The following is a 25,280-nucleotide window of genomic DNA, read 5'->3' on the forward strand; positions in this document are numbered from 1 at the left end:
TAAGATTATAAATTTATAGCTTATGCATAAAATGCGCTCAATGCGCTAATGTTTGTTTATCCGTATTAAAATAATTAGTTTATTAGCAAACCCTATTTACCCTTTGTAATTTCCATCAATTAAAGTAAGAATTATGCCATTCACTCTAACTGACAATAAACACGGTTTTTCAACTAGACAATTGCTGGTTATTTGCTTTGGTAATGCGGTAGCTTACTTTGATTTTCTTATTTATTTATTTTTTGCGGACATCATCAGTTCAGCTTTTTTCCCAGCCTCTGATCCTCTACTCTCAAAACTGCAACTGCTAGGTATATTCGTCGCAGGATATTTGTCACGGCCAATTGGCGGCGTTATTCTTGGACGTTATGCAGATCTCTACGGCCGTAAACCTGCTTTATTAGTCAGCCTAATGGCAATCTCTATTACCACCCTGGTTATTGCTTGCCTGCCAACATATGCACAAATAGGTGTGTTCGCACCCATGTTGCTACTTTTATTAAGACTGATACAAGGTATGGCAATTGGCGCTCATACGCCTCTAGGATGGGTATTTGTCTCTGAGTATGTACCTAAAAGAAACTTGTCCACATATTTAGCCCTGGTCACAGCAAGCTATTTTGTGGGCATTATCGCTGTCAATATTCTTTATAGCTTACTAACGACCACTTACACACAAATTGAGTTGATAGATTCTGGATGGCGAATTCCGTATATTTGGGGCGCTGCCTTGAGTTTTGTTAGCCTAATGTTATGGCATATATTACAGGAAACCCCTGCTTTTTTGAAAGCAAAAAATCGACCTGAAGATGAACAAAATAAATATGAAAATGTTACCCCCTTCAACCGCTTTAATGCAATATTTATTGCCGTAGTGACGACCTTTATTATATCAAGCTTGACCATAACGATTCCTATACTGCTACCAGATTTAATCATATTAAAGTTTAGCATTGATGATTCTATACTAAACCTATCACATATCTTAAGCCTGATTTTTCTTATATTAGGCTGTATCTTTTTTGGATTACTTGCAGACAGAAGTAGTGTGGGAAGAGCATTGATGTTTGGTTCATTAGTTTTAATCGTTCAAGCATTGGCATTTTTCTACCACTTAAGCAATGCAGGCGGCATTCTTATACTATTTATGTATTCTATATTAGGATTTTGTGCTGGTATCATAAGTTTAGGTGCGGTGCTATTGGTACAAATATTCCCTACTGAATATCGAGTGACTGCTGTCTCAATCATTTACAATATAGTATACGCTGTTGTTGGGGTTACTATTCCGTTTGGCTTAAGCTATGCAACCAATATTGTAAGTTTCACGCCAGCGTTATATTTAACTTTTGTTGGTATTGTTGCGTTTATTATCGGGCTATATATGTACCGTTCTCCAAAACTCGATACCACCACTATTATTGATTAGTGTTAGCAATTAATTTGAATCGATAGATAGTACCCCCATAATTTTAGTCTAAAGTTTTTATAATATTTCAAATAAATATACTATAGTCAAAGAACTTTAAAGTAGTCACAAGGCAACCGAGTGCAAGTACTACTGCAGTAGGCTTAGCGAGGTTAACACCGTGACTCTTTATAAGTTCGCCGACTAAATTTAACGTTGTTTATCTTAACGTTGTTCATCGTTGTTAAATAGGAACGTTGTTTTTAAAACAACGTCATATCCAAATCCTTCTCACATCCACCTATACTCTCATTCTGGTACTAGATCTTTTAGAATTCGTATAAATTAAGGCATATACGTCATGCTATAATAGTCGGTTTTTTATACCCTGATAGTTTTGAATGAATATTCATCTATATATACGATACAACATCAAAAATAAACTTTTACTTAAACACCAAAATCTTCGATGAGTAAGTAAGAACAAATAACTCTATTATTACTGAATAAAATTATTTTAAACCTATGAGCTTATGAATTAACGTACTTTGTTATTAACGTACTTTCTTATTAAAGTACTTTGTTATTAACGTACTTTCTTATTACGAACTTATGAATCAATCTAATAATGTGAGTCACATGAATAACGCTGCTATGACCGAAACCACCTCCCAATATAACAATATAATGCATAATAAACGCTTATCTGTCGCCCCCATGATCGATTGGACCACAACAGACTATCGGTTTTTTGCTCGGTTATTTAACCCTTATGTTTATTTGTATACTGAAATGATCTCAACAAGCGCCATTATTCATGGCAATACGGATCGTTTGCTACGTTATGACGACAGTGAACATCCTCTTGTGCTTCAGCTAGGCGGTGCAGATATAAGTGAAATGACTCAATGTGCCATCGAGGCTCAAAACAGAGGGTATGACGAAGTCAACATTAACGTAGGTTGCCCATCTGATAGAGTTCAGCATAATAAAATTGGTGCTTGCTTAATGGCTGAGCCAAATACGGTCGCAGCCCTTGTGCATAATATGCAGGCAGCAGTGGACATTCCTATCACGGTTAAACATCGGATTGGTATCGACCTTTACGACAGTTATCAATTCATGAAAGACTTTGTGAGTGCCAGTGCTGAACAAGGCTGTCAGCGCTTTATTGTACACGCGCGTATTGCTTGGTTAAACGGTCTGAGTCCCAAAGAGAACCGAGAAGTCCCTCCGCTTAGATATGAAGATGTTTATCGTCTCAAACAGGACTTCCCTGAGCTTGATATCGAAATAAATGGTGGGATTACTAATATTGAGCAAATTATAGAACATCTTCAATATGTTGACGGTGTTATGTTAGGCAGAGCAGCCTATCAAAACCCTTATATCCTAGCTGAATCGATGCAGTTATGGGATGCCCCAGTACCGAGCCAAGCCGATATTTTACTCCGACTGTACCCCTATCTTGAAGAACAAGTGGCCAAAGGTGAACCTTTACCTTCAATAGCACGGCACTTTTTGGGATTATTTCAAGGACTACCTGGGGCTCGTAAATGGCGCCAAGCGTTAAGCGGTAAAAAGCAGTTAACAGTTGCTGAAATTCAAGAGGCAGCAAACCGTACTATTCAAATTATTTACGATAGTAAAGAAGCCATTAATAAACAAACTTAAGAACAAGTTCATATAAAATTGGATTTGGGCCTAATTAAGTATGAGAATAATTTAGTATCTGCTTAGGCTATTTTCTATTATATTAAAGTTACTAATTTAAAGTTACTGATTCATGGATTAAAGCTACTGATTACAGGAAAGCTACTGAGCAATTAAGTAAAAAAACATTGCCAGTCCATTATTTAAAATATGAATTATAATAGGCAACCAAAGCGATCCAGACTTCGCTCTGGCGTAACTAAGAATCAACGCTAAGGCAAACACAACACTCATTTCATAAAGCTCATACTGCAAATGAATAATAGCAAACAGTATACTTGTCACCATACCAGCTAAGATGTTGCCTGCCCTACCATTCATTTGCTCTCGTACTGCCTGCCATATAACACCCCTAAACATAAACTCCTCATAAATTGGTGCTATCAAAACCATGACAACTATGAGCAGCCACTTAGGGTCGGCCGTAAAATATAGCTCGTCAACAAACGCTGTCGGATTTTTGTCTAAGGTATAGGTTAAAGCTTCACTGCCTATGATAAATAGAATCCATAATAGTAAAACAATCAATCCAATTTTGATTGGAAACCGCTTTAGTCCAAGATAAGTTGAAGCAGTTACCTGATTGTCAATATTAGCACTCGAGGTGGGTGAGTCAGCAGTGCATACGTTCGCTAAATCAGAAGTGCTATGTTTGGCATTTTGTCTTAGTCGTAGACTGACTATGCAATATATAAACAGCAACATAACCACGAATGTGAATAACATGGCGTAACTGGTGACTGTACCATCATAACTGCCCATTACAAATCTTTGAGCCGTACTTAACTGTTGTTCAGCAAATACGATGGGTGCAAATATATAGACACCTAGCAACTGCGCAATTAAAAAAACCCCAATAGTGAAAATGGTCAACACGAATACACCAGGTTTACTAAATAATTTGGGCAAGGATTGCATTGTTGATTCTTTATCAGCAGTTTTAGTAGTTAATGCCATTACTTCATCTGTTCTGCTATCGTGGTTACTATGAGCGCTACCACTGACTCAGGATATTCAAGAGGAAACATATGACCACCCGTGTGTAGTTTAAAAGGTATTGATAACCTTTTTTTAATCTTATGAGGGAATTTGCGTTCATAAAACTTACTGTCTTTACCAATCAAAAGGGTGACAGGCTTTTTAGGAGGTCTATTAGGCTTTAACCAGTACCACGAAGGATTGGTTCTAAATACGGCTACCTCAACGCTCTTAGGTATTCTTAGCGCTACTTTATCATCACTGCCACTTTGTGCACGTAAGCCATATTTAATATAATCAGTAAAAGTACGCTCATCAAAATTTTTAAAAAAAGTTTTAGGTCGTAACAACTTTCTAGCCTGTTCTCGGCTATCCCAAACATCTCTACGGTATTTTGAAATGCCTGCCGGTGATAATTTATCCGCGATTCGCTGAGACAAAAGCTTACTCATATGCCATACAAAATTGTCTTTGCCATAAATTATTGGTGGATCCATCAGTACAGATTGAGCAAACAATGCAGGTTTTTTATACATAGCCTGTAACGTACACAATGCACCTAATGAATGACCTAAACCGATGATTTGGATACCATGTTTGGTCTGAGCTTTTCCAACACTGTCAATCACCTGTTCAGTTAGGCTATGCCAATGGTTATCGATGGGATATTTATTAGACTGCTTATTGCTAAAATCTGTGCTATCTATATCTGTACTTTTATGATTTTTATCAAAGGTCTCTACATGGTCAATACCGAGTACAGGTATATACTCAATAGTAAAACGCTGAGACAATATTTCAAATAGCGTCGTATAGACCTCACTAGGCATACCGTTTGCGTGTGCAAAATGTAATACTGGCTTGCCTGTAATCTTTGACACAGGCAAACCAGACAAATCTACAGTTAATATATCGAACTTATCTATTGGTGCATTAACATAAGTATTACCATTGACATCGGCCATTTATCTCATCTCACCAGAAGCTGAATCGTTAGGTAATAACTTCATATCAATAGTAGTACCAATGCCTGCACCAAGTTTGACTGCAAAGCTTTCAAAGAACTGCTGTACAGGATCCATAGGCGTGTAATCAATAATATCGTCGATTTCTATGTCTTTTTCGGCTTCGACATCTTTTTCAATAGTCATTAAACCGCCAACTTTATCAGCAAGACCCAGCTCAATTGATTGCTCGCCAGTCCAGAACAAGCCCGAGAATAGATTATTCTCTTCAGGGTTTTTAAGCTTTTTGGCTCTACCTTCTTTGACCGCGTTAATAAAGTGTTTGTGCGTATTATCTAAGACATCCTTAACATGCTGTTCTTCAAAAGGTGTCAATGAGCGGCTCATACTTAATATGTCTTTATACTCGCCAGCTGTTAAGGTATTGTCTTTGATACCTGCTTTATCTAACAGTCCCTCTATATTATATCCAGGCATAATCACGCCGATAGAACCTACCAAACTTGAACGGTTTACATATATCTCATCGGCAGCTGAAGCAATATAATAGGCTCCAGAAGCCCCAATATCTCCAATAGCTGCATACAATTTCTTTTCAGGATATTCTTCCCGTAAGTCCATCATTGTCTGCCAAATTTCATCTGACTGAACCGGTGAGCCCCCAGGTGAATTAATATTTAAAACGACGGCTTGAGACCCTTCTGCTTCAAAAGCTTCTGTTAAAGCCTGACTAATATCTAACGAATTGGCGATATCTGTTGGGCTGATGACGCCCTGAACGTCTACAACTGCAATATGCGGTTTATTAATATCGACTGCATTGATACTTTCTGTTGGCGTACAGCCACGACTCATCAAAAAGAACAATAGTAAAAAAAAGCCTAGCGTCAATAATTTAGAAATAATACTCCAGCGACGAGCACGCCGTTGTTCTTCTATACTCGCCAATAACGTCTTTTCTAATAAGTGCCACTCTCGGCCTCCTGAATAAGACGGTGTCGTATGTGGCGGTATATTCGATGGGTTTGGACTTTGGTTATTGTTAGGTACTTTATCGGGATTGGGTGGCCAATTTGACATAAAAAATGTGAATCCTACTGTTCTTAAATAATAACGTGATATCGTATCGTTAAATATAAACAATTCATAGTATAAATTAATATTAATTTATCAATAAGCTGGCTATGACTTGCCTTAAATTCATGATATTAAATTGTAAACTAGCTTATAAGCAGTTTATAAATAACACAATCATAATATGATTATTTCAACAAACTATATGATTCTACTTAATATGTCAGTGTCATTCTGTAAAACTTCATCACTATCGCGTTACTTACACTTGTAAATTGACATAAAGTTCTAATTCTCCAAAGATTTAGAGCGTTGCCAATTCATGAAATTCTCTGATAGTTGTTGGCTGGCTGTCATACCTTTACTTTTAAGTATATACCAGGATTTAGGCGTCATATTATCGATAAGTTTTTGGTCTACAGTCGCTTTAGACGTTGTTAACCAGTGTTTATTCTTAGGACTTAAGATAGAAGCATTCCTGTCAGAATTAGGCGAACACATTAATTGCCATAACGATGCCATCCTAGGCTGCGCGCTGGTATATACAACAATAGAATTTAAATCAATAGATTCATTTCCTAATCGGTTTGTTTTTGAGTGATCTAGATATATTTGATCTGAATCTAAATACTGTAAATGCTGAATACTGCCATCTTGTTGAGTAAGGATGACAGGGGCATTCGTATTTATTTGAATGGTACAGTCTGAAACATCTTGACTCATCGTCCATCCTGTTATTGCTTTTATACTGACTTTATTATTGATAAGGACTGAATCATGATTTAAATGAGTGTTGATCGAGTCTACTTTCCCTGAATCGTTATTATTTGATGATCCACCCTCAGACCATACCTTACCTACTAAACAGTTTTGAGCAGTTAGTCTGCTCGTTCCCATATTTTGTTTAACTTGCTTATCAATATGAGTTAGTCCGGTTTGCCAGTAGTAATAAATAGGCATCCTCTGACGTAATCCAGCAACAGTTTGCGCCATATTAGGGCTAGCAGTTTGAACGACAATCCCAGTTAAAACATCTATATTTAGAGTATCAAGCTGTTTATACAGACTGTCTGTAAGTGACTGCATTTTATCGTTAATTTGTTTTATAGATTGTTGGTTATATGGACTTGGATATTCAGACAGTAACAACCAGCTGCTGTCTTTATTGGTTAATAAGACTGCAGAAAAATGTGCACTAGACGTATGTAAAGATTTGATGTGTAATGCTGATTGCTTATTAAGCGAGCTGACTTTAGATTGATCTGCAAAACCCTCATTCGTCATATCGTTATTTGTAACTATTAGTATAATAAACAGCATTGTAGCGGGTAGAGATAGCAAGCGGCTTAATGTGCCTTTGGGGAGTATCCAAGGTAATACGATTAACAATAGGATAAACATGACGGATACTGTCATATGACTACGTAACCATCCCGTGTATTTGGCCTGCATATGTAGCCATAATAGAAACTGATGAAAGTAGGTTAAGACGTCAATTAAAAACAACCAAATATGATCAGCTAACTTAGGTGCTACGGTATTTAATACTCCTGCAAGTAAGTTCATAGGTACAATAACCCATCCAAATAGTCCTATGGCAAAGATATTGACGATAAATCCCCATAAAGATACCTCTCCAAATAACCACAGACTTAATGGAAGTAAAGCTAGTGTCACCCAAAGTTGTAGCTTGATAAGCTCCAAAACTAGGGATTTTAAATCAATAATAAAGCCTGTGAGCTTATCAAATAATGAAGATTTGCCTATAGACGCTGTTGGCGAATTAGTAACTTGGCCAAATCGTTGACTGTAAACATACAATATGGCTACCGCAATGAAAGACAACCAGAAACCTGCTTGCCATAACACATAGATATCTATCCAAGCCATAATTAAGGCAAGCCCCAATAGGACTTTATAGATAGATGGTCTGATTAGAAAATATCGTAAAAGCCCCACAACCATTAACATCATGGCCGTACGCGCTGCTGGCACATCAAAGCCTGCAAATAATGCATATAAAAAAGCCACGCTCACAGCAATACTAAATGCCAATTGCCACCTTGGTACACGCCTATAAACACTAGGTGCCAAACGCGTAATTAATCTCGTTGCCAGTGCAGCACTTAACATAGCCAAAAATAAAACATGTGTGCCCGATATGGCAAGCAAATGTGATATGCCTGCAAACCGATATAGCGCTGTTAGATCTTGGCTTATTAAGCTTCTATCACCAGTTAACAAACTTAGTGTTACTGCGGCGCTATCTTTATAAGACGCGTGATTTGAAGTTTCATTTAAAACGCCATTATGCGCGCTATTGTTTATTAAGACGTTATCATTTAATGCGTCGGCAGTGTTTAGATTGATTTTAGTATGATTGACATACTGATTCTGGATAAGTGTTAAAAAATGCTGACGTAGAGTGAATCGATAAAGATTTATTGTTTGTATCAAGCTTAAATCTTCACTTTCCATTATTTCACTTGTATTGAGCTGTTCAGACTTTGGATTAATAATTGATGCAGTAGCTACTACGTGGCGACTTCTTAGCCAGCGGTATTCATTAAATTCATTTGATTTTGTAGCATGTACGTACTCTAAAGGTTGTAGCTTTAATTGTAGAGATACGCTTTTGTTGGGTGACAAGTCATTTAGCCATACTAAATCTTGTTCATGAACACTCATTAGTACCGTCATATCTTTAGGCAGTGGTTTACCATGCTGTCCGCCCAGGGTAGGTTTAGGCTGTGTATCTTGAGCGTTATAAAAAGGATTGGTAACGTCTTCATAATGATATGAATCATCTTGTGAGATAGATCTAGAATTAACCTTACGTGGTTCGTTTTGGGATTGTACATTTTCATAATAACTAATCTGGGTCAACCTAACCAGCTGCCGATAGCTTTGATCTGCAACCGTGCGTGAAGGCTTTGAATTTTTAGTAACGTCAGTATAATTTTTAAGATCGGTACCTTTTGATATAGAGTCCAATTCTAAACGTCTGTCGCTTAAACCTATCGGTGTGACCATCGCGGTTATATTCAGTGAATAATTTGGCGAGTTTTCAATCATCTTAATACGTTGGTACAGGCTTTGACTGGCCACAGCTAAGATGAGAAAACAAGCGCCTATCAGGGTGATAACAAACTTAAAATAAAAGAATGATCTAAGGGGATTTATAAGGCGTTTTAAGGTTGATAAATGATGTTTTAAATCATTGCGTAGGCTTGTAGAATTTTCTTTTATACCAGATAGTGTTTCATTAATATTTTGTGAATTTTTACGTGAGGTAGGACAAGAAGCATGAACTGAGTTATAAAATACAGGACAAACTTGGAAATCGTTTGATCGTTTTGGATTAGGCAAAAAATACCGTATAAGATTTAAAACAACGGCTATCAATAGCGATATAACAGCTAACTGCTGCCATGTTTCAGAAGTAACCGCTTGATTAATTTGTTGAAGCTTCGCCGGATCAATCGATAAAATTGCGACCATCAAGCATAGGGAAACTACGCCAGTTAACCACTGCACGATGACAACTCAGCAATTTTAAAATTGAATAATCGTTTGATCAGATACTGTATTAGATCGATATATTCAAAGAAATTTAAAATGGTTTTCAGGCAACCGAGTGCAAGTATTTCTATAGTAGTGCGAGCGGGGTTAGCTCCATAACCATTTAGTATTTCGCTGACTATAGGTAAAATATGAGGTTTGATAACTGATAATCTTATAGCTGTATATACGACGTCATAAATAACGCTATATAATATGATTGAATTGAAGGGACTACTATTTCTCTTAACTATTTATGGTCAAAGTTTTTAATTCTCAAAGTCAGCCCAAGTACCGTTTTTGAGTCGCATTTGTCTATCAGCCATTGCAGCAAGATTTCTATCATGCGTTACCATCAGCAGAGCCGTCTGCATTGTATCTTGTAATTCAGCCAATAATCCAAACACACTCTGGGCATTATCATAATCTAAATTACCTGTCGGTTCATCTGCCAATACAAGAGCAGGCTTTGTAACTAAAGCACGGGCTATGGCCACACGCTGACGCTCACCTCCGGATAGCTCGCCGGGACGATGATCGAGACGATGCCCCAGACCCACACGATCCAATAACTCTATCGCTTGATGACGCGCATCTTTAATGGGCACCTCTTTACGAAGTAATAAAGGCATCGCTACATTTTCAACGGCTGTAAATTCTGGTAGCAAATGATGAAACTGGTATATAAATCCTAAATGCTCATTACGCATATGACCGCGCTGAGTTTCATTCATCTTATTCAAACATTTATCTTTGAGCCACACCTCACCAGATGTAGGTATGTCTAACCCGCCTAGCAGATGCAACAACGTGCTTTTACCTGACCCACTCGTTCCTACAATGGCTATTCTCTCGCCAGCCCTAACCGTCAAATCAAGTCCTGTTAAGACTTGCGTACGGATACTACCTTCGTCGTAAATCTTGCTAATATTTTTGGCGACTAAAATCTCAGACATATACATTACTCTTTATCTATATCACTCTTGCTAAATATCACATGTTAACAATTACATTTTTTTCAATATCACTGAACTTAATTCAACGACTAGTCATTTCTAAAAACTTAACACTTTATTTAAGACTCAGCGCATTCAATATCTTTAAATCTATAAATAGTTCGGTCATAAAGACGCTCAGTCATCATTCGTATCTTAAAGTTTGGGCAGGTTGAATACTTGCTGCACGGCGAGCGGGATATATTGTCATTAAGAAACTTAGTAAGAATGACGTTGATGAAATGATCAATACATCGGTAAACTTAACGTACGACGGCAAGAAATTGACTGGATAAACGTCAGGTAGATTGATGTTGAATACCTGAATCATATATCCAACTATATCGCTAATAGAGAAGGCCAAAGCCAGTCCGATGACGGTTCCTAGTACCGTTCCTATAATACCTATAAACATACCTTGTACCATAAACACTTGCATAATAAGCTTCGGTGTGGCGCCGAATGTCTTAAGAATGGCTATATCAGATTTTTTGTCCGTGACGACCATAATCAAACTTGATACGATGTTAAATGCAGCGACAATGACTATTAGAAATAATAGCAGCCCAATCATGGCTTTTTCCATTTGAATGGCATTAAATAGATTACCATGCGTTTGCGTCCAATCACTTGGATATAGATATTCTGGATCAATTGCAGCTGCACGTCGGGCCACTTCTGGTGCAGCAAAAATATCATCAAGACGCATACGAATCCCTTGGGCACCGCTAGGTAGCCTCAATAGTTTGGCAGCGTCATCCATGGGCACATAGGCAATTATATTATTAATCTCTCGACTGATATCATATGTTCCGACCAGCGTAAAGCGCTTAAATCTAGGTATGATACCTGCAGGAGAGGGAGAGGCTTCGGGTAATACCAATGTAACCTTATCACCTACCATAACGCCTAGCGATTGCGCTAAATCTATGCCCATGACAATATTAAATTCGCCAGCAGCCAAACTATCAATTGACCCCTCCTCCATATGCTCGCCAATGATAGAGACTTGCTTTTCATATTCAGGTACTACCCCATTTATCATCACGCCTGCAACTTGACCATTAGCAGTAAGCATGCCCTGTAGCGTTATAAAAGGTGCGGCCTCTGTAACTTTAGGATCTTGTTTGACTTCTTCTAACAAAGGTTCCCAATCTGTAATTATTTGACCCGAAGAGATCGTCGCTTGAGGTACCATGCCTAAAATACGACCTTTAATTTCTCTATCAAAACCATTCATCACCGACAATACAGTAATCAATACCGCAACGCCTAATGTAAGACCAACGATAGATATAAGAGAAATAAATGATATGAAGCGATTACTGCGTTCGGCACGGGTATAACGCAATCCTAGAAATAAGGCTAACGGACGAAACATAAATAAGGCTCTTAACCAGTTAGGTAATGGTAAATAAATTAGTTGTAAAAAGTTAGTTTGCTGCTAGATATTAGTTATTTAAATAGATGTTAGTTAATTAATAGATAGTAATTCGTTAATATTAAGTCATTAGCTCATAAAAGGCTGTATAGAATTCAATTTTAAATAATGAAATGTGCATAGTTTGACACAACGCTCAAGATTTGGCTATCTATGATTAATGAATTAGTTTTTTAACCTAGTGAGGTATTTTAATATGAGCTTGCATACAATTTAAGGTTGCATTCGTATAACTTGCCCCTATTTATATAACTAACAAAGCTTACTTTAACCTCTTTTATTATTTCTTAAACCTCTCTAATTATAAGTAACTTAAATATGACTACGCACACTTATAAATACACGCAAAACCCCGACCAACAACCGACCACCCTCTCTTTAACTGAAGAACAAACTGCTGGCCATGGTGATCATTGGCAAATATTAACGAATGACATATCAAACGTAGTTCCAGATTGGCTTCAGCAGTCTATTGATACGGCTACGATTGCTACAGGCTTGGATGCCTCATTAACTAAAGATAATGCTAAACAACTGCTGATATCTTCAAATGAGATGTGTCATATCAATCAAGTTTTAGCCATGGATAATGGCAAACCTCAGAACTTTATTAATGCTTATCCTTGTGTAAACAGCCCATATGGATTAACTTGCAAAGTCGATAGAATCATTGCTAATAATAATACGAATGATGCGGTTTTGCGTTTGGTCAGCGAAGATGGGAGCATCATCTACGCATTTGATCAGTTTTATGCTGCCAATCATGATATGTACCGTAAATCGGACGAATATTTTGTAAACTTTAGTGGTTGGGCATACTCTATCGAACCCAGTGATAAAGATGAGATAATCGTGGTAGAAGATCCTGAAGCAATTCGTTATCACAGAGCTTACAATGATATTGTAGCTAATAATAATGGGGTTGTACCAGATAATTTAGAGGCGCTTATTGATGAGTGGCAACCTGATACGGATGAACCTTTAGCCCCTATTGAAATCAATCTTGGCAATATGTGTGCATACTTATTCGGTGAGACGTTGGGCCAAGAAGATGAGGCATGGTGTCAAGGTCAGGTATTAGGCATTCAGCATCAACGCTTTTTTGATATAGACCTGACTTTATTTGATGTCGCTATATTACGCGAACCTGAAGCGTCGCCTTTTGTAGTTAGAATTGCTGCCAAAACGACCGATGATACTTCAACGATACAAGTCAATGACTATATTCAAGCTAATATTTGGCTACAAGCAGCTATTTATCATGAGAATCAATCAAACTAAATAGTAACTATAACAACGTTGTCTTGATTAAATTACAAAAGCCAATCTTAATGATTGGCTTTTGTAATTTTTTATTTAAACTAATTAATACTCTTAAATTGATTGACTTTTGGTAAATTAGTTATTTACAACTTGTATATATTAAGGTTAAGATGTTACAAACCCCTGTAAATATAGAATTTATGATATTTTCTTAAGTTTTTATAAAGCAATTTATAGGTATTTGGTAACTACTGTTTAATATATTTTTAATTTTAAACATAATTCATATATTGTGTTGAAGTGTTATGACTACAAAATCGCAGATTTCTCACTTAACTTATCATACCTATGATGGTACCCGTAACGCTGCAAATAATGTTTCGGTAAATAAGATTTTGCTTAATAAGGTTTATGCCAATAAGAGTGCTGATAATAAATACTTATTTACATCTGCTCATTTACATCTTCATAAGCTCAATAACATCTTAGATGGTCATAAATCAAACTTAATACGAGTCGGTAGTGACTCAAGTAGTCCATCATTGCTGATGAAAAATATAAATAACAATCTATTATATGACACCTCTTCAATCAAAGAGTCGAATGACATGCCTATAAAGACTCATCCTATAAATAATAATAAATCAGCGAACAAATTAAAACCGATGTTAGATGATACTAAATTAACATTTACTTCAAATACTCATAGCACGCTACCCTCTACTCGTACTGCTTTGACTCTATTGATTGATGAAACTTCTGAACTAGTTCGAGTCTATACTCATTATATTTTATCACTTTGCTTTTTTCTTTCTGGTAGTTTGTTCATGTTCTATCTATTGAATATGAATTAGAATTGAATCATTAGATTTATATCTTAACTCCTCGCTATTGATATTTTACCCATCTCCTTGAACTGATATCTTTTGACTAATGAGCTAAAGCAAGAAGAGCGCCACTTTTGGCGCTCTTCTTTTTAAAATAAGCTTAAGCAAAAACACGTTACTGAGTGCTTTATAAAAAAATTATAAATTAAGCTTTATCAGTTGCAGCATAAATTTTCTTAAATAACTCTTTTTGCTCTGCGCTCGGTTTTGCGCTTTGTAGTGTCATGACCTGACTCATGTCACCTTCGATACGTAACTTACCTGACATAAAGGCTTGCATAGCCTGATTGGCATCGCCACCCATTATAATCTCTTTGATTGTGGCCTCATCAGTTTTAATAGTAGTCGGCGCATCCGTCTCACCTTTTTTTAATACGCCATCTGCTAAATGTGCTTGGATATCACCATTTGCAGTATCACTGACATCAAGGTTCACTTTAACGTCAGAAAATGCTGGGGGCAAATTTAAATCACCCGCTTCTTGAGTTAAACGATCTACTTCTGAAAACCATTCATCTGATAAAAAAACAGCCATAAGACATTCCTTGTTGAATTATAAATAGAGTTAAATTGAAAATAGAGTTAAAATACTACCTGTATAAGTTTGTGATGTCTATAGCTTATCATTGCAAAATGAATCGCGAATTAAAAAAAGACATTAAATCGGTAGATTCAAAGCTTACTATATATCAATGTATAAAGAATTTATTTCTTTGCACCCGTAAGCGACAAATTAACATGAACTTATTGATTTAGCATTGATTGTACAAATAATTTTAAGGTTTCGCGAATATTTGACTCTACAAGTCATTTTTATTTTATTTAGGAGTTATTATCGCTAGCCCTATAAGACGTTATGCTAGGCTATACAAAAAATTCTTATCCACAAAATTTTTACGGATATTTTATTATTTGACTGTTTCGTCAGATGATATTTTGTAGGCTATGCGTTACAATAGTTACATATTTAGATAACATCAGGTTTAACAGCCAAACGAAAGTGGTTTTATATTATAAGTAATTATGTTTAACCAGTTCAGTTAGCCATTTTATTGACTAAAGAATGTGTTTTTAATTACACTTAAATTAAGAACATAATCTCTTAATACTCAGATTTAGGGCTACTTTTGTTTGGTAAACACCTTTGCTACTTAAGGCTGTATAGGAAGTATTCCAATGAGTATAAATAACACAGCAGTCTCTCCTGTTGATCGTGATTATGAAATAACCATTGTTAGGTTTTTCACCATCATGGCTATCGTTTGGGGAGTTATAGGCATGGCAGTGGGAGTATTTATCGCCTCTCAATTAGCTTGGCCTGCTTTAAATTTTGACATTCCCTGGCTAACATTTAGTCGTTTAAGACCGCTTCATACTAACGCGGTTATTTTTGCGTTTGGTGGTTGTGCCCTGTTTGCAACCTCTTATTACATTGTACAACGTACTTGTAAAACCAGACTGTTCGCTCCTTACTTAGCTTGGTTTACCTTTTGGGGGTGGCAAGCAGTTATTGTTTCAGCTGTCATTACTTTACCGCTAGGTATTACTAGCGCTAAAGAATATGCGGAACTTGAATGGCCAATTGATATTTTAATTGCCGTTGTTTGGGTTTCTTATGCAATAGTATTCTTTGGCACGCTAATCAAGCGTAAAACATCTCATATTTATGTGGCTAACTGGTTCTTCGCCGCTTTCATCATTACGATTGCTTTACTTCATATCGTTAATAGTATGGCCATTCCAGTAGGATTATTTAAGTCTTACTCATTATTTGGTGGCGCTACTGATGCAATGGTTCAGTGGTGGTACGGTCATAACGCGGTTGGTTTTTATCTGACAGCAGCTTTCTTAGGTATGATGTATTACTTTGTACCCGTTCAAATTGGTCGTCCTATTTATTCGTACCGTTTATCTATTGTGCATTTCTGGGCTTTAATAGCATCTTATATGTGGGCTGGTGGACACCATCTTCACTATTCTGCACTTCCTGACTGGACTCAGTCTTTGGCCATGGTTTTCTCAATCATCTTATTCGCGCCTTCTTGGGGTGGTATGATTAACGGGGTATTAACCCTATCAGGTAGTTGGGACAAACTTCGTACCGATCCCATTATTCGCTTCTTGATCGTTTCATTGTCATTTTATGCAATGTCAACGTTTGAAGGTCCTATGATGTCTATTAAAACAGTCAATGCTTTATCGCATAATACTGACTGGACGGTAGGTCACGTACACTCTGGTGCATTGGGCTGGGTTGGTTTGATTACTATGGGTTCGTTATATGTATTGATCCCACGTATTTACAACAAACCGAAAATGTATTCAATTAGCTTGATTAATACGCATTTCTGGTTGGCGACTGCTGGTACAATTTTTTATATCGTATCTATGTGGATTTCAGGTATTGGCCAAGGTATGATGTGGCGTCAAACGAATCCAGATGGAACGCTTGCTTACAACTTTATTGAGACCGTAACGTTCTCGCATTATCCATATATTGGTCGTGCATTTGGTGGTTTTCTATATGTAGGTGGTATGGTAGTTATGGCATATAATGCATATAAAACGATTAAGATGCCAAGCGCTCGTCCTGTTGACGAAGCTGATCCAACCAATCACTCACCTATCATCGATGATGATAAAGACACTCAGTCTGTTAATGTATAAACCAGCAATCGCTTAAGGAGATATCATGGCGGGTACACCTCATGAAATAATTGAAAAGAATACGGGCTTGCTGGTCATCTTTATTGTTATTGCAATTAGCTTTGCAACATTAGTAGAGATTGTTCCATTAATTTTTGACTATAAGTCGCCCGAAGAAGGTGGTGTGAACAAACCACTGCCTACTATGCAACCTTGGACACCTTTAGAGTTTGAAGGTCGAGATATTTATATTCGCGAAGGATGCCACGTTTGTCACACTCAGATGGTTCGTCCACTACGTGCTGAAGTTGAGCGTTATGGACCCTACTCGCGCGCTGCAGAATCTGTATGGGACCACCCATTCTTATGGGGTTCGAAACGTACAGGTCCTGATTTAGCACGCGTAGGTGGTCGTTATTCTGATGATTGGCAAAAGAAGCATCTAATCAATCCTCAATCTTTAGTACCTGAATCTGTTATGCCAGGTTTCCCATGGTTAGCCGAACGTGAAGTAGACGGTACTAAAGTTCAAGAAAAAATGCGTTTGTTCCGCGATCGTTTCGGTGTTCCTTATACTGAATCAGATATTGCGAAAGCACCCGACGAGGTTTTAGGTGCTACAGAGCTTGATGCTTTAGTCGCTTATCTTCAGCAATTAGGTATTGCGATGGAGGGTCAGAGATAATGAGCATGAGCGACTTACAAATATTTGCGACTGTCGGGGCTTTTATAGCTTTTATAGGCATCGCATGGTGGGCGTATTCCCCTAAAAATAAGAAGCGCTTTGAACAAGATGCACAACTAGCATTAGACGATGACTTAAATGCGTCCTCTGCTACCTCACGCAATAAGGATAAAAGATGAGTATATTTTGGAGTTCATGGATCACCATCTTAACTCTAGCCTGTTGGCTAGGTATTCTTGGCGTGTTACTTTTTGTATTGCGTAACAAACCAGATTTAGCAGAAGATGGTACAACTGGTCATACTTATGATGACGTTATTCAAGAGTATGATAAACCTCTACCTAAATGGTGGTTAGTTATCTTCTTTGGCTCAATTGTTTGGGCACTACTTTACTTCTTATTATTCCCAGCTATTTTTCCAAGTCACTTCAAAGGTATTACTACGGTTGAAGTAAATGGCGAAACGGTCCCTTGGACTCAAGAAAACGAGTTATATAGTAATCTTGAGAAGAATGATAAAATTTTCAAAACGTCGTTTTATAATTCGTTTCTTCAAAATCCGAATGCTGAAGAACAATTAGCAAAGCTTGCCACTCTTCAAGCTCAAGAACCGATCAAGTCTGAGCGTAGTAAAGAGTTAGAAGATGAGATCAACGCAGAATTAGATACGTTGGCACCCTTTGTATTGGAACTCACTGAAAATCAGCGCGCTTTAATGGCTGGTGAACGTTTATTTTTGCAAAACTGTTCAGTATGTCATGGATCAACTGCACAAGGTGCGCCTGGTTATCCTAATCTAACGGATGATGCTTGGTTACACGGTGGTGAGCCTGAAAATATCTTATTTACGCTTCATAATGGTTGGCATTTAAATTTAGATCCAGATGCTCTACCTATGCCTGCACAACGAGATGATATCGGAGAACAAGGGGTTCGTGCAGCCGCAGAATATGTCTTATCTATCTCAGATAATCAAGAGCCTACGGAACTAGATCCTTCATTGATAGCTGAAGGTAAAGAGATATATGACACTAAATGTTTCATATGCCATGGTGAAGATGCTACTGGTGATATTAATATCGGTGCACCTAACTTAACTGATGGTGCCTGGGTATTCGGTGGGGATCGTGAGACCATTCGTGATACACTTCGTTATGGCCGTGCTGGTGTTATGCCAGAATGGGAAACTAAGTTAGGTAATGAGCGTATTATGCTTCTTGCTGCTTATGTTTATTCATTATCTAATAACGCCGTGATTACTTCTGAGTCATCACAAGAAGTCGCTGCTGAATAATTTTTTAGATGATGATATAAAGCTTTAAAATTATGTAATATTTAATTAAATTGTAGAAGAGGGACTGTTAAACAGTCCCTCTTTTATTTTTGCTCATTCGTCTCCATTATGTAATATATAATTGTGTATCTTGAAACTTCTTTTTGTATTAGATTATAGATATTTTTTAGAGTATAGATGTTTTTGAAATTATATATTATTGAATTACATGTAGATTTTATATAGGTATAGCAGCATTCCTCTTTACGCACACCCCCATTTTTAGACGGTTAAGTGTTAAAATATGACAATCAGATATTTATACGGTTAAGACTATAGATATCTAATAGCCAGCATAATAGATTTAATCCTTAGAGGTAACTTTATGTCAGCCCCCTCCCCCCAAATGATTCCAGTACATGTTGTTGATGCCACAAAAAAACGTATTCATCCGAAGTTCACAGATGGCTTTTATCAGCGCATACGTTTATTTAGTATGTACTTTTTACTGGCACTATTTTTAATCTTACCTTGGATTAAATATGAGGGTCGCCAAGCAATTTGGTTTGACGTACCTAGTCAACATTACTATATATTTGGTCTCACCTTATTCCCTCAAGATTTCTTTTTTGTTGCAGCATTTTTTATTATTGCCGCTTTTACACTATTTATGGTTACTGTATATGCTGGACGTGTGTGGTGTGGGTACGCGTGCCCTCAAACAATTTGGGTTCATTTGTTTCAGCATGTTGAAAAATGGGTGATTGGCGATCGTAACAAACGCATTAAATTTGATAAACAGCCAAATTCTGCCAGTAAAATATCGAAAAAATTATTGATCTATTTTATTTGGTTTGTTATGGCGCTCATTACCGCAGCAACCTTTGTCAGTTATGTAGCGGGTACAGATTTTTTATATGGTAGCTGGCAATTTATAGGGGGTATACCATTTCCAGATTGGCCCACATGGGTTTGGGTCTCTATGTTTATCTTCACGTTCGCAACGTATGCCAATGCGGCATACATGCGCGAATTTATGTGCATACACATTTGCCCATATGGACGCTTCCAGAGTGTGATGTTTGATAAAGACACGCTTATTGTCTCCTACGATTATAATCGAGGTGAGCCTAGAGGACCTCGTAAAAAAGGCACCCATCCCGAAGATCTAGGAGATTGTATTTCTTGTACCATGTGTGTTCAAGTATGTCCTACGGGTATTGATATTCGTGATGGACTTCAAGTTGAATGTATACAGTGTGCTGCCTGTATCGACGCTTGTAATGATATAATGGACAAGGTTGGATATCCACGTGGCTTGATACGTTACACCACGGAAAGGCAATTGGTAGAGAATGAGCAAAGTCGTTACCTAAGACCAAGACTGTTTGCTTATCTATTATTATTGTTAGTATTTATAGGCGTTATGACCTATGCCTTAGTAGATAGAGTACCGTTGCAAATTGATGTCCGTGGTGACCGTAATTCTTTATCTTCAGTCACATCAGAGGGTAAAGTTTCTAATAGTTATATTATTAAAATTACCAACAAAACTCAAAAGCCGCATGACTATGTACTATCAATATCTGCACCAGAAGGATTTAGTTTAATTACGCGTTTTGAAAGTGTATTTTTGAATGCCGGTGAAAGTTATGACATGCCAGTTAGCGTGACCGCAGATCCAAATACTATTGAACACACTGAAATACCAATAACATTCAATGTAGATAGTAAAGATGGGGCATATCATGCTGAAAGAACAAATGTATTTACATCTCAAAAATAGTTATTTTATAGGTTTTACATGAATAAAATGAATCAAACAAACAGCTTTGGCCATCGTGATACTCAGCCTTGGTATAAAAATTACATGGTATTAATTTTCGTCATCGGTCTGCCTTTGTTTGTGGTTGTGGCTTGCATTTGGTTTGTTTTTTATTCGGTACAAATTAAAGATACTGTTGTTCGAGACGATTGGTATATGGATGGAAAAACTCTATACCAAGATGTGTCACGCGATAAGCTGGCGCATGATTTAGGTTTAAATGGTGACATGACTTTCTCGCAAAACGGTGACATTGTTTTTATCCTTAATTATCCAGAAATAAGCTTGCAATCTGGTAATCTTAAAGACGGGACGCCAATTTATTACCCTGATGAATTGAAATTATCCATTTCACACGCGACTGATATTAATAAAGATAGAGACACGGTGCTGACTCATCAAAATAAAAACATTTATTCTGCTAATGTTGAACTTGACGAATTGGCATCTAAGTACTATGTTCAGGTCAGTAGCGAAGACGATTTAAACTGGCGCCTAACCAGTGTGGGTCAGTTACCTCAGGATAGAATTGAATTCAAACCTCTAAAGTCGTTTGATAAATAACGTTAAGAGAGACTATAGCCCTTTATTTAATCAGCAAACTATAGTCAGCGAACTACTAAACAGTTACGGCATTAACTTCGCTGAGCCTACATGTGTAGTACTTGCACTCGGTGCCTTATAACCATTTTAGATTTATTTGATTATGGTTATTGATTATGGTTAAAACTAAAAACCTATAAAAAAGAAGAACCATTATGGTTCTTCTTTTTTTTGTTTAATATTTTAAGTTATATTTTATAGTATAGGATTAATAGTGGGTATCTTGCTTCGACGTTTGTCTTGATGACTATCACTATGGGCTTTAAAATCACTACTGGTACCAAAAGGCTTAACATCTGGCTGCGTTGGCAGACCTATGTCAGAAAGTTCAGACTCAACCCCCACTTGAATATTTATGCCTTCAAATGGACGTTCGTTATCATCTCTATCTAATTCTAAACTTTCAAAATCAAATAGATCTCTATCAGCTAGTTGTGATGGTGCAACATTTTGCATCGCTTTAAATATGGAAGCCAAACGTTGAGGGTGAGCATCGTCCCATTCGCGCAGCATGTCATTAATCATAGCGCGTTGTAGGTTTTCCTGTGTTCCACATAGGTTGCATGGAATGATAGGAAATTCTTTGTAGCGCGCATATTTAATAATGTCTTTTTCTTCGACATAAGCTAATGGGCGAATTAAAATGTTTTGTTTATCATCGCTTAACAGCTTTGGCGGCATGGCTTTTAAACTACCACCATGAAACAAGTTTAAGAAAAATGTTGCTAATATATCATCGCGATGATGACCTAATGCAACTTTGGTAGCGCCAATTTGTTTCGCAAATCCATATAGTGAACCACGGCGTAGGCGCGAACACGCTGAACAGTAGGTCTTACCTTCTGGTACCACACTTTTGACCACACTATAGGTATCTTTTTCTAAAATGTAGTGCGGTATACCCTGTTCTTTTAAATAATTTGGCAATATATCTTCAGGATAATCTGGCTGTTTTTGATCTAAGTTTACTGCCACGACTTCAAAATTAATAGGCGCAATTCGTTTTAGAAACAATAGAATGTCTAGTAGCGTATAACTGTCTTTACCGCCAGATACGCATACCATAATCACATCGCCCTCTTCGATCATATTAAAATCACGAATGGCATGCGATACTTGCTTACGCAGCTTTTTTTGGAGCTTTTTAAAGCGAGCTGATTTGGTACCTTTATGCTCAATTAGGTGTTCGCTTGAATGCTTGATTTGAGATTTGACTAAATGATCGCCTTTATTTGCATCTATAATATCTATTTGGTTAGCATTAAAAGTTGTAAACTCTATATCAGTACTCGTATGATTATGAGCTTCATCACTATTAGGTTGTTGATAATCACCATCATATTGATTGGTTCGAATATGATTATTCAAGGGATTAAAGGTTTGAGGATTTGAGATTTTGTACGGCATAATACAATACTAATTTGTTAAATTATATAAGAGTGGATTATATCAAATTGCTTTTTTAATTTCTTGTACATTATGATAAATAATAAAACCCCCTCGTTGCGAGAGTATAGTCCTTGGTGAATATTTATTAAACACCTGTAAAACATTAATACGTAACTGAATATTAAAGAGTGAACAATATTAGGGGCTGTATAGAATTGAAATTTTTGAAATAAATCTGATTAAATCAAAAAATTTAAAAAAATCTTAAATCTTAATCCATCTAATTTTAGAAACAACTTGCCAACATTAATAAGCCTAAAAACTAAGCTGATTTTTCTATTAAATCAGGAATTTATGTATTTTGAACATTAAAATGAAGTTTTAGGACTTTGCTAAGATATGTTCAAAATTAAGCCGATGAAAATATTTCAAAATTTTTATATTTGAAAAGAGAATTACTATTTAGGATTAATACTAAGCTTAAATGCATTACTAGAATAGAGTTTTATATAAAGAAAGGATTTGCAATAAGTTATGGGTATACTATTAAAAAGACATATAAACAGCTAACAATCGCAAATGTTGATAAGTATTCAACAAAGATAACTACTGAATCGAAAATGTGTATTAAAACCAAGTGAATTAACTTATGTTAAAAAAATGGCTTCCAGCAATCATATTCGCAATAACTTTGCATATAGTTTTAATTGTAGGCTTTGTCCTCAATCAAAATAAAGAAACCGGATCGAGCGCTGACATATCAAATAACTTCGAAACAGGAGTGAATACTGAGCAGCCCATTAAAACTGGTAGCGAAGTAGAAATAGATCAGAATGGTGTATCTACCTCTACTAAAATAAACCATCAAGAGGTTACAGAATTATTAAATGATCAAGTGCCTAATTCTGAAGCTACTCAGTCATCTGTAAATAGTGAAAATGCAGAAACTGTTATAAAAACAGATAACTTATCTAAAAAAGGGATTGCACCTAAAACACCTGCTATTAATTCCAATGATTTAAATGTTAGAGCCAATACCTCTCAACAAGAAAAAGCATCTCAATTAAACAATGCATCTGTTTCAAATCAGCAACCTAATACTGCACAAAGTTTGATTGTGAATAGACGTCAAAACACTAATCCAAACGAAAGATTACTACTTGATAGAGACTTACCCAGTCGGGATTCAACTGACATCACTATAGATGAGGAATATGAGAAAACAGCAAAAGAGGTAGAAGATATAAATAATAAAATTAGTGAGGGTATCGCTCAAGTAAAAGATGAGAAGATGAATAAAATAAAAGCTGAAAGAGAAACGGCACGATTGCAATATTTAAGACAAAAAAGATTAGAAAGTAGTGGCTCAACAAACAATTCAATCGACAGCTCTATCCATGATTCTATCAACAATTCTTACAATACTGAATTAAACAAAGGTGAATTAAATGATGACCAATCTCCTACAAATCAATCATCAGTATCTAAGTCGAAATCAGTTAATAATACCGTTGATAAGTCAAGCGAAGTAGTTAAGCCTAGCGAATCAGCTAAGCCAAGCGAAGTAGCTGCTAAATAAAACGAATCACATAATTCGAACTCAATAACGAATACGAAAATAACAATCGATGGTGAAAACGATTTGCAAGGGGCAAATTAATTAAAGGTCAATTAACTAAACACCATATAAGTGAAAGGCCGCATAATCACAAACATATAAGTAAGAGATAGAATAAATGAATGGCTATACGACTAGGGTTCAAATAGTCTATGGACGCCCAGCATGTAATGCTGCACTACCTGAATCAATCAATTGATTGACAGACTCCAGACGTTCCTCAGTACCTACATCTATCCAATTCGCGTCCAAGAGCTGGGCTGTCACTTGCATTTTCAACATTGATTTTTTAAGCAAAGGTGCTAATGGTGCTGCTTGACCCTCAGCAATACCCTCGACTAAATCTGGTGATATCACGCTGATACCAGCAAACGTATATTTAGGACTATTGGCAACCGCTATTTCACTGGCCAATCCATTATTGATCGCAAAATCACCCTTCTTGTTGTGAGGGGGATTAATAGTCATTATTAGATGAGCCTTTTGATCTGCATTCATTTTATAAGACGTTAATACAGAAAAGTCAAAATCAGTCCAAACATCACCGTTAATGAGTATAAATGGCTCAAGACTTAATTTGTGAGTGCGTAGCGCTTTTGCAATACCTCCCGCTGTTTCTAAAGGTTCATCATCTTCAATAGACCAACTTATCTCAACACCGTACTTGCTTCCATCACCTATCGCTTTCATTAATTTTTCCGAAAGCCAAGAGGTATTAATCACAATTTTGGTAATGCCTATAGCTTTTAAAGCTTTAATATGCCAAACAATTAGCGGCTGGCCACCTACTTGTATCAAAGGTTTTGGCGTATCTAACGTCAACGGTCTAAGTCTCGTTCCTTTACCTGCAGCCAATATCATCGCTTGATTGATACGCTGTGAAGCTTTAGGTGTTGAAGCTGATGAATTTTTAGAAGTCATATTTAACCTTAATTAGGGTGTGTTCCTAGTTTTAT

General features: G+C 36.7%; 20 protein-coding genes. 11 read left to right on the plus strand and 9 right to left on the minus strand.

Features of this window, described 5'->3' with window-relative positions:
• The first annotated feature begins 133 nt into the window (after window positions 1-133).
• Complete coding sequence (locus tag AC21OH_RS07115) at window positions 134-1,429, plus strand: MFS transporter (protein ID WP_487370202.1); 1,296 nt, start codon at window positions 134-136, stop codon at window positions 1,427-1,429.
• 618 nt (window positions 1,430-2,047) lie between these two features.
• A complete protein-coding gene (gene dusA / locus AC21OH_RS07120) occupies window positions 2,048-3,082 on the plus strand; it encodes a tRNA dihydrouridine(20/20a) synthase DusA (RefSeq protein WP_487370201.1) in 1,035 nt (344 codons plus the stop codon).
• A gap of 141 nt (window positions 3,083-3,223) precedes the next feature.
• Here dusA and AC21OH_RS07125 read toward each other — a convergent pair whose 3' ends face one another.
• The 6 genes from AC21OH_RS07125 to AC21OH_RS07150 all read right to left on the minus strand — a co-directional run bounded on the left by AC21OH_RS07125 (window position 3,224) and on the right by AC21OH_RS07150 (window position 12,075).
• Window positions 3,224-4,078 (minus strand): CPBP family intramembrane glutamic endopeptidase, encoded by an 855-nt coding sequence (locus AC21OH_RS07125; protein ID WP_487370200.1) that lies wholly within the window; start codon window positions 4,076-4,078, stop codon window positions 3,224-3,226.
• Window positions 4,078-5,064 (minus strand): alpha/beta fold hydrolase, encoded by a 987-nt coding sequence (locus AC21OH_RS07130; protein WP_487370199.1) that lies wholly within the window; start codon window positions 5,062-5,064, stop codon window positions 4,078-4,080. Before AC21OH_RS07130 ends, AC21OH_RS07125 begins: the two co-directional genes overlap by 1 nt.
• Window positions 5,065-6,144: a signal peptide peptidase SppA gene (sppA, locus tag AC21OH_RS07135; protein WP_487370198.1), complete on the minus strand. Its 1,080-nt coding sequence runs from the start codon at window positions 6,142-6,144 to the stop codon at window positions 5,065-5,067.
• Window positions 6,145-6,426: 282 nt separating this feature from the next.
• Complete coding sequence (locus tag AC21OH_RS07140) at window positions 6,427-9,675, minus strand: ComEC/Rec2 family competence protein (RefSeq protein WP_487370197.1); 3,249 nt, start codon at window positions 9,673-9,675, stop codon at window positions 6,427-6,429.
• Between the two features lie 293 nt (window positions 9,676-9,968).
• Window positions 9,969-10,655 (minus strand): lipoprotein-releasing ABC transporter ATP-binding protein LolD, encoded by a 687-nt coding sequence (lolD, locus tag AC21OH_RS07145; protein ID WP_487370196.1) that lies wholly within the window; start codon window positions 10,653-10,655, stop codon window positions 9,969-9,971.
• Between the two features lie 184 nt (window positions 10,656-10,839).
• Window positions 10,840-12,075, minus strand: coding sequence for a lipoprotein-releasing ABC transporter permease subunit (locus tag AC21OH_RS07150; protein ID WP_486534834.1), 1,236 nt, complete (start codon window positions 12,073-12,075; stop codon window positions 10,840-10,842).
• 378 nt (window positions 12,076-12,453) lie between these two features.
• Here AC21OH_RS07150 and AC21OH_RS07155 point away from each other — a divergent pair, with 378 nt between their 5' ends.
• Both AC21OH_RS07155 and AC21OH_RS07160 read left to right on the plus strand, forming a co-directional pair.
• Window positions 12,454-13,416: a hypothetical protein gene (locus tag AC21OH_RS07155; protein ID WP_487370195.1), complete on the plus strand. Its 963-nt coding sequence runs from the start codon at window positions 12,454-12,456 to the stop codon at window positions 13,414-13,416.
• Between the two features lie 287 nt (window positions 13,417-13,703).
• The gene (locus AC21OH_RS07160; protein WP_487370194.1) at window positions 13,704-14,252 is read left to right on the plus strand and encodes a hypothetical protein; all 549 of its coding nucleotides are present in this window, start codon (window positions 13,704-13,706) and stop codon (window positions 14,250-14,252) included.
• A gap of 178 nt (window positions 14,253-14,430) precedes the next feature.
• Here the strand turns inward: AC21OH_RS07160 and AC21OH_RS07165 are convergent, their stop codons facing one another.
• Entirely contained in the window at window positions 14,431-14,820 is a 390-nt protein-coding gene (locus AC21OH_RS07165; protein WP_487370193.1) for an SCP2 sterol-binding domain-containing protein, read from the minus strand.
• Between the two features lie 641 nt (window positions 14,821-15,461).
• Here AC21OH_RS07165 and ccoN point away from each other — a divergent pair.
• The 6 genes from ccoN (at window position 15,462) to AC21OH_RS07195 (ending at window position 21,278) form a co-directional block, all read left to right on the plus strand.
• Window positions 15,462-16,952, plus strand: a complete 1,491-nt coding sequence (gene ccoN / locus AC21OH_RS07170) for a cytochrome-c oxidase, cbb3-type subunit I (RefSeq protein ID WP_487370192.1) — start codon at window positions 15,462-15,464, stop codon at window positions 16,950-16,952.
• 25 nt (window positions 16,953-16,977) lie between these two features.
• Complete coding sequence (ccoO, locus tag AC21OH_RS07175) at window positions 16,978-17,616, plus strand: cytochrome-c oxidase, cbb3-type subunit II (RefSeq protein ID WP_487370191.1); 639 nt, start codon at window positions 16,978-16,980, stop codon at window positions 17,614-17,616.
• Window positions 17,616-17,795 (plus strand): cbb3-type cytochrome oxidase subunit 3, encoded by a 180-nt coding sequence (locus tag AC21OH_RS07180; protein WP_486534828.1) that lies wholly within the window; start codon window positions 17,616-17,618, stop codon window positions 17,793-17,795. The genes ccoO and AC21OH_RS07180 overlap by 1 nt, the downstream gene beginning before the upstream one ends.
• Entirely contained in the window at window positions 17,792-18,910 is a 1,119-nt protein-coding gene (locus AC21OH_RS07185; protein WP_487370190.1) for a c-type cytochrome, read from the plus strand. Before AC21OH_RS07180 ends, AC21OH_RS07185 begins: the two co-directional genes overlap by 4 nt.
• Before the next feature lie 364 nt (window positions 18,911-19,274).
• The gene (gene ccoG, locus AC21OH_RS07190) at window positions 19,275-20,675 is read left to right on the plus strand and encodes a cytochrome c oxidase accessory protein CcoG (protein ID WP_487370189.1); all 1,401 of its coding nucleotides are present in this window, start codon (window positions 19,275-19,277) and stop codon (window positions 20,673-20,675) included.
• 18 nt (window positions 20,676-20,693) lie between these two features.
• Complete coding sequence (locus AC21OH_RS07195) at window positions 20,694-21,278, plus strand: FixH family protein (RefSeq protein ID WP_487370188.1); 585 nt, start codon at window positions 20,694-20,696, stop codon at window positions 21,276-21,278.
• A gap of 234 nt (window positions 21,279-21,512) precedes the next feature.
• On the opposite strand, the gene ttcA is transcribed toward AC21OH_RS07195, so the two are convergent.
• Window positions 21,513-22,724 (minus strand): tRNA 2-thiocytidine(32) synthetase TtcA, encoded by a 1,212-nt coding sequence (gene ttcA / locus AC21OH_RS07200; RefSeq protein WP_487370187.1) that lies wholly within the window; start codon window positions 22,722-22,724, stop codon window positions 21,513-21,515.
• A 631-nt stretch (window positions 22,725-23,355) separates the two neighbouring features.
• On the opposite strand from ttcA, the gene AC21OH_RS07205 reads away from it, so the two are divergent.
• The gene (locus AC21OH_RS07205; RefSeq protein WP_491139450.1) at window positions 23,356-24,285 is read left to right on the plus strand and encodes a hypothetical protein; all 930 of its coding nucleotides are present in this window, start codon (window positions 23,356-23,358) and stop codon (window positions 24,283-24,285) included.
• A 189-nt stretch (window positions 24,286-24,474) separates the two neighbouring features.
• On the opposite strand, the gene murU is transcribed toward AC21OH_RS07205, so the two are convergent.
• Window positions 24,475-25,245: an N-acetylmuramate alpha-1-phosphate uridylyltransferase MurU gene (gene murU / locus AC21OH_RS07210; RefSeq protein WP_487370185.1), complete on the minus strand. Its 771-nt coding sequence runs from the start codon at window positions 25,243-25,245 to the stop codon at window positions 24,475-24,477.
• Window positions 25,246-25,280 lie beyond the last annotated feature (35 nt).

It is taken from the genome of Psychrobacter sp. CX10 (assembly GCF_057621575.2).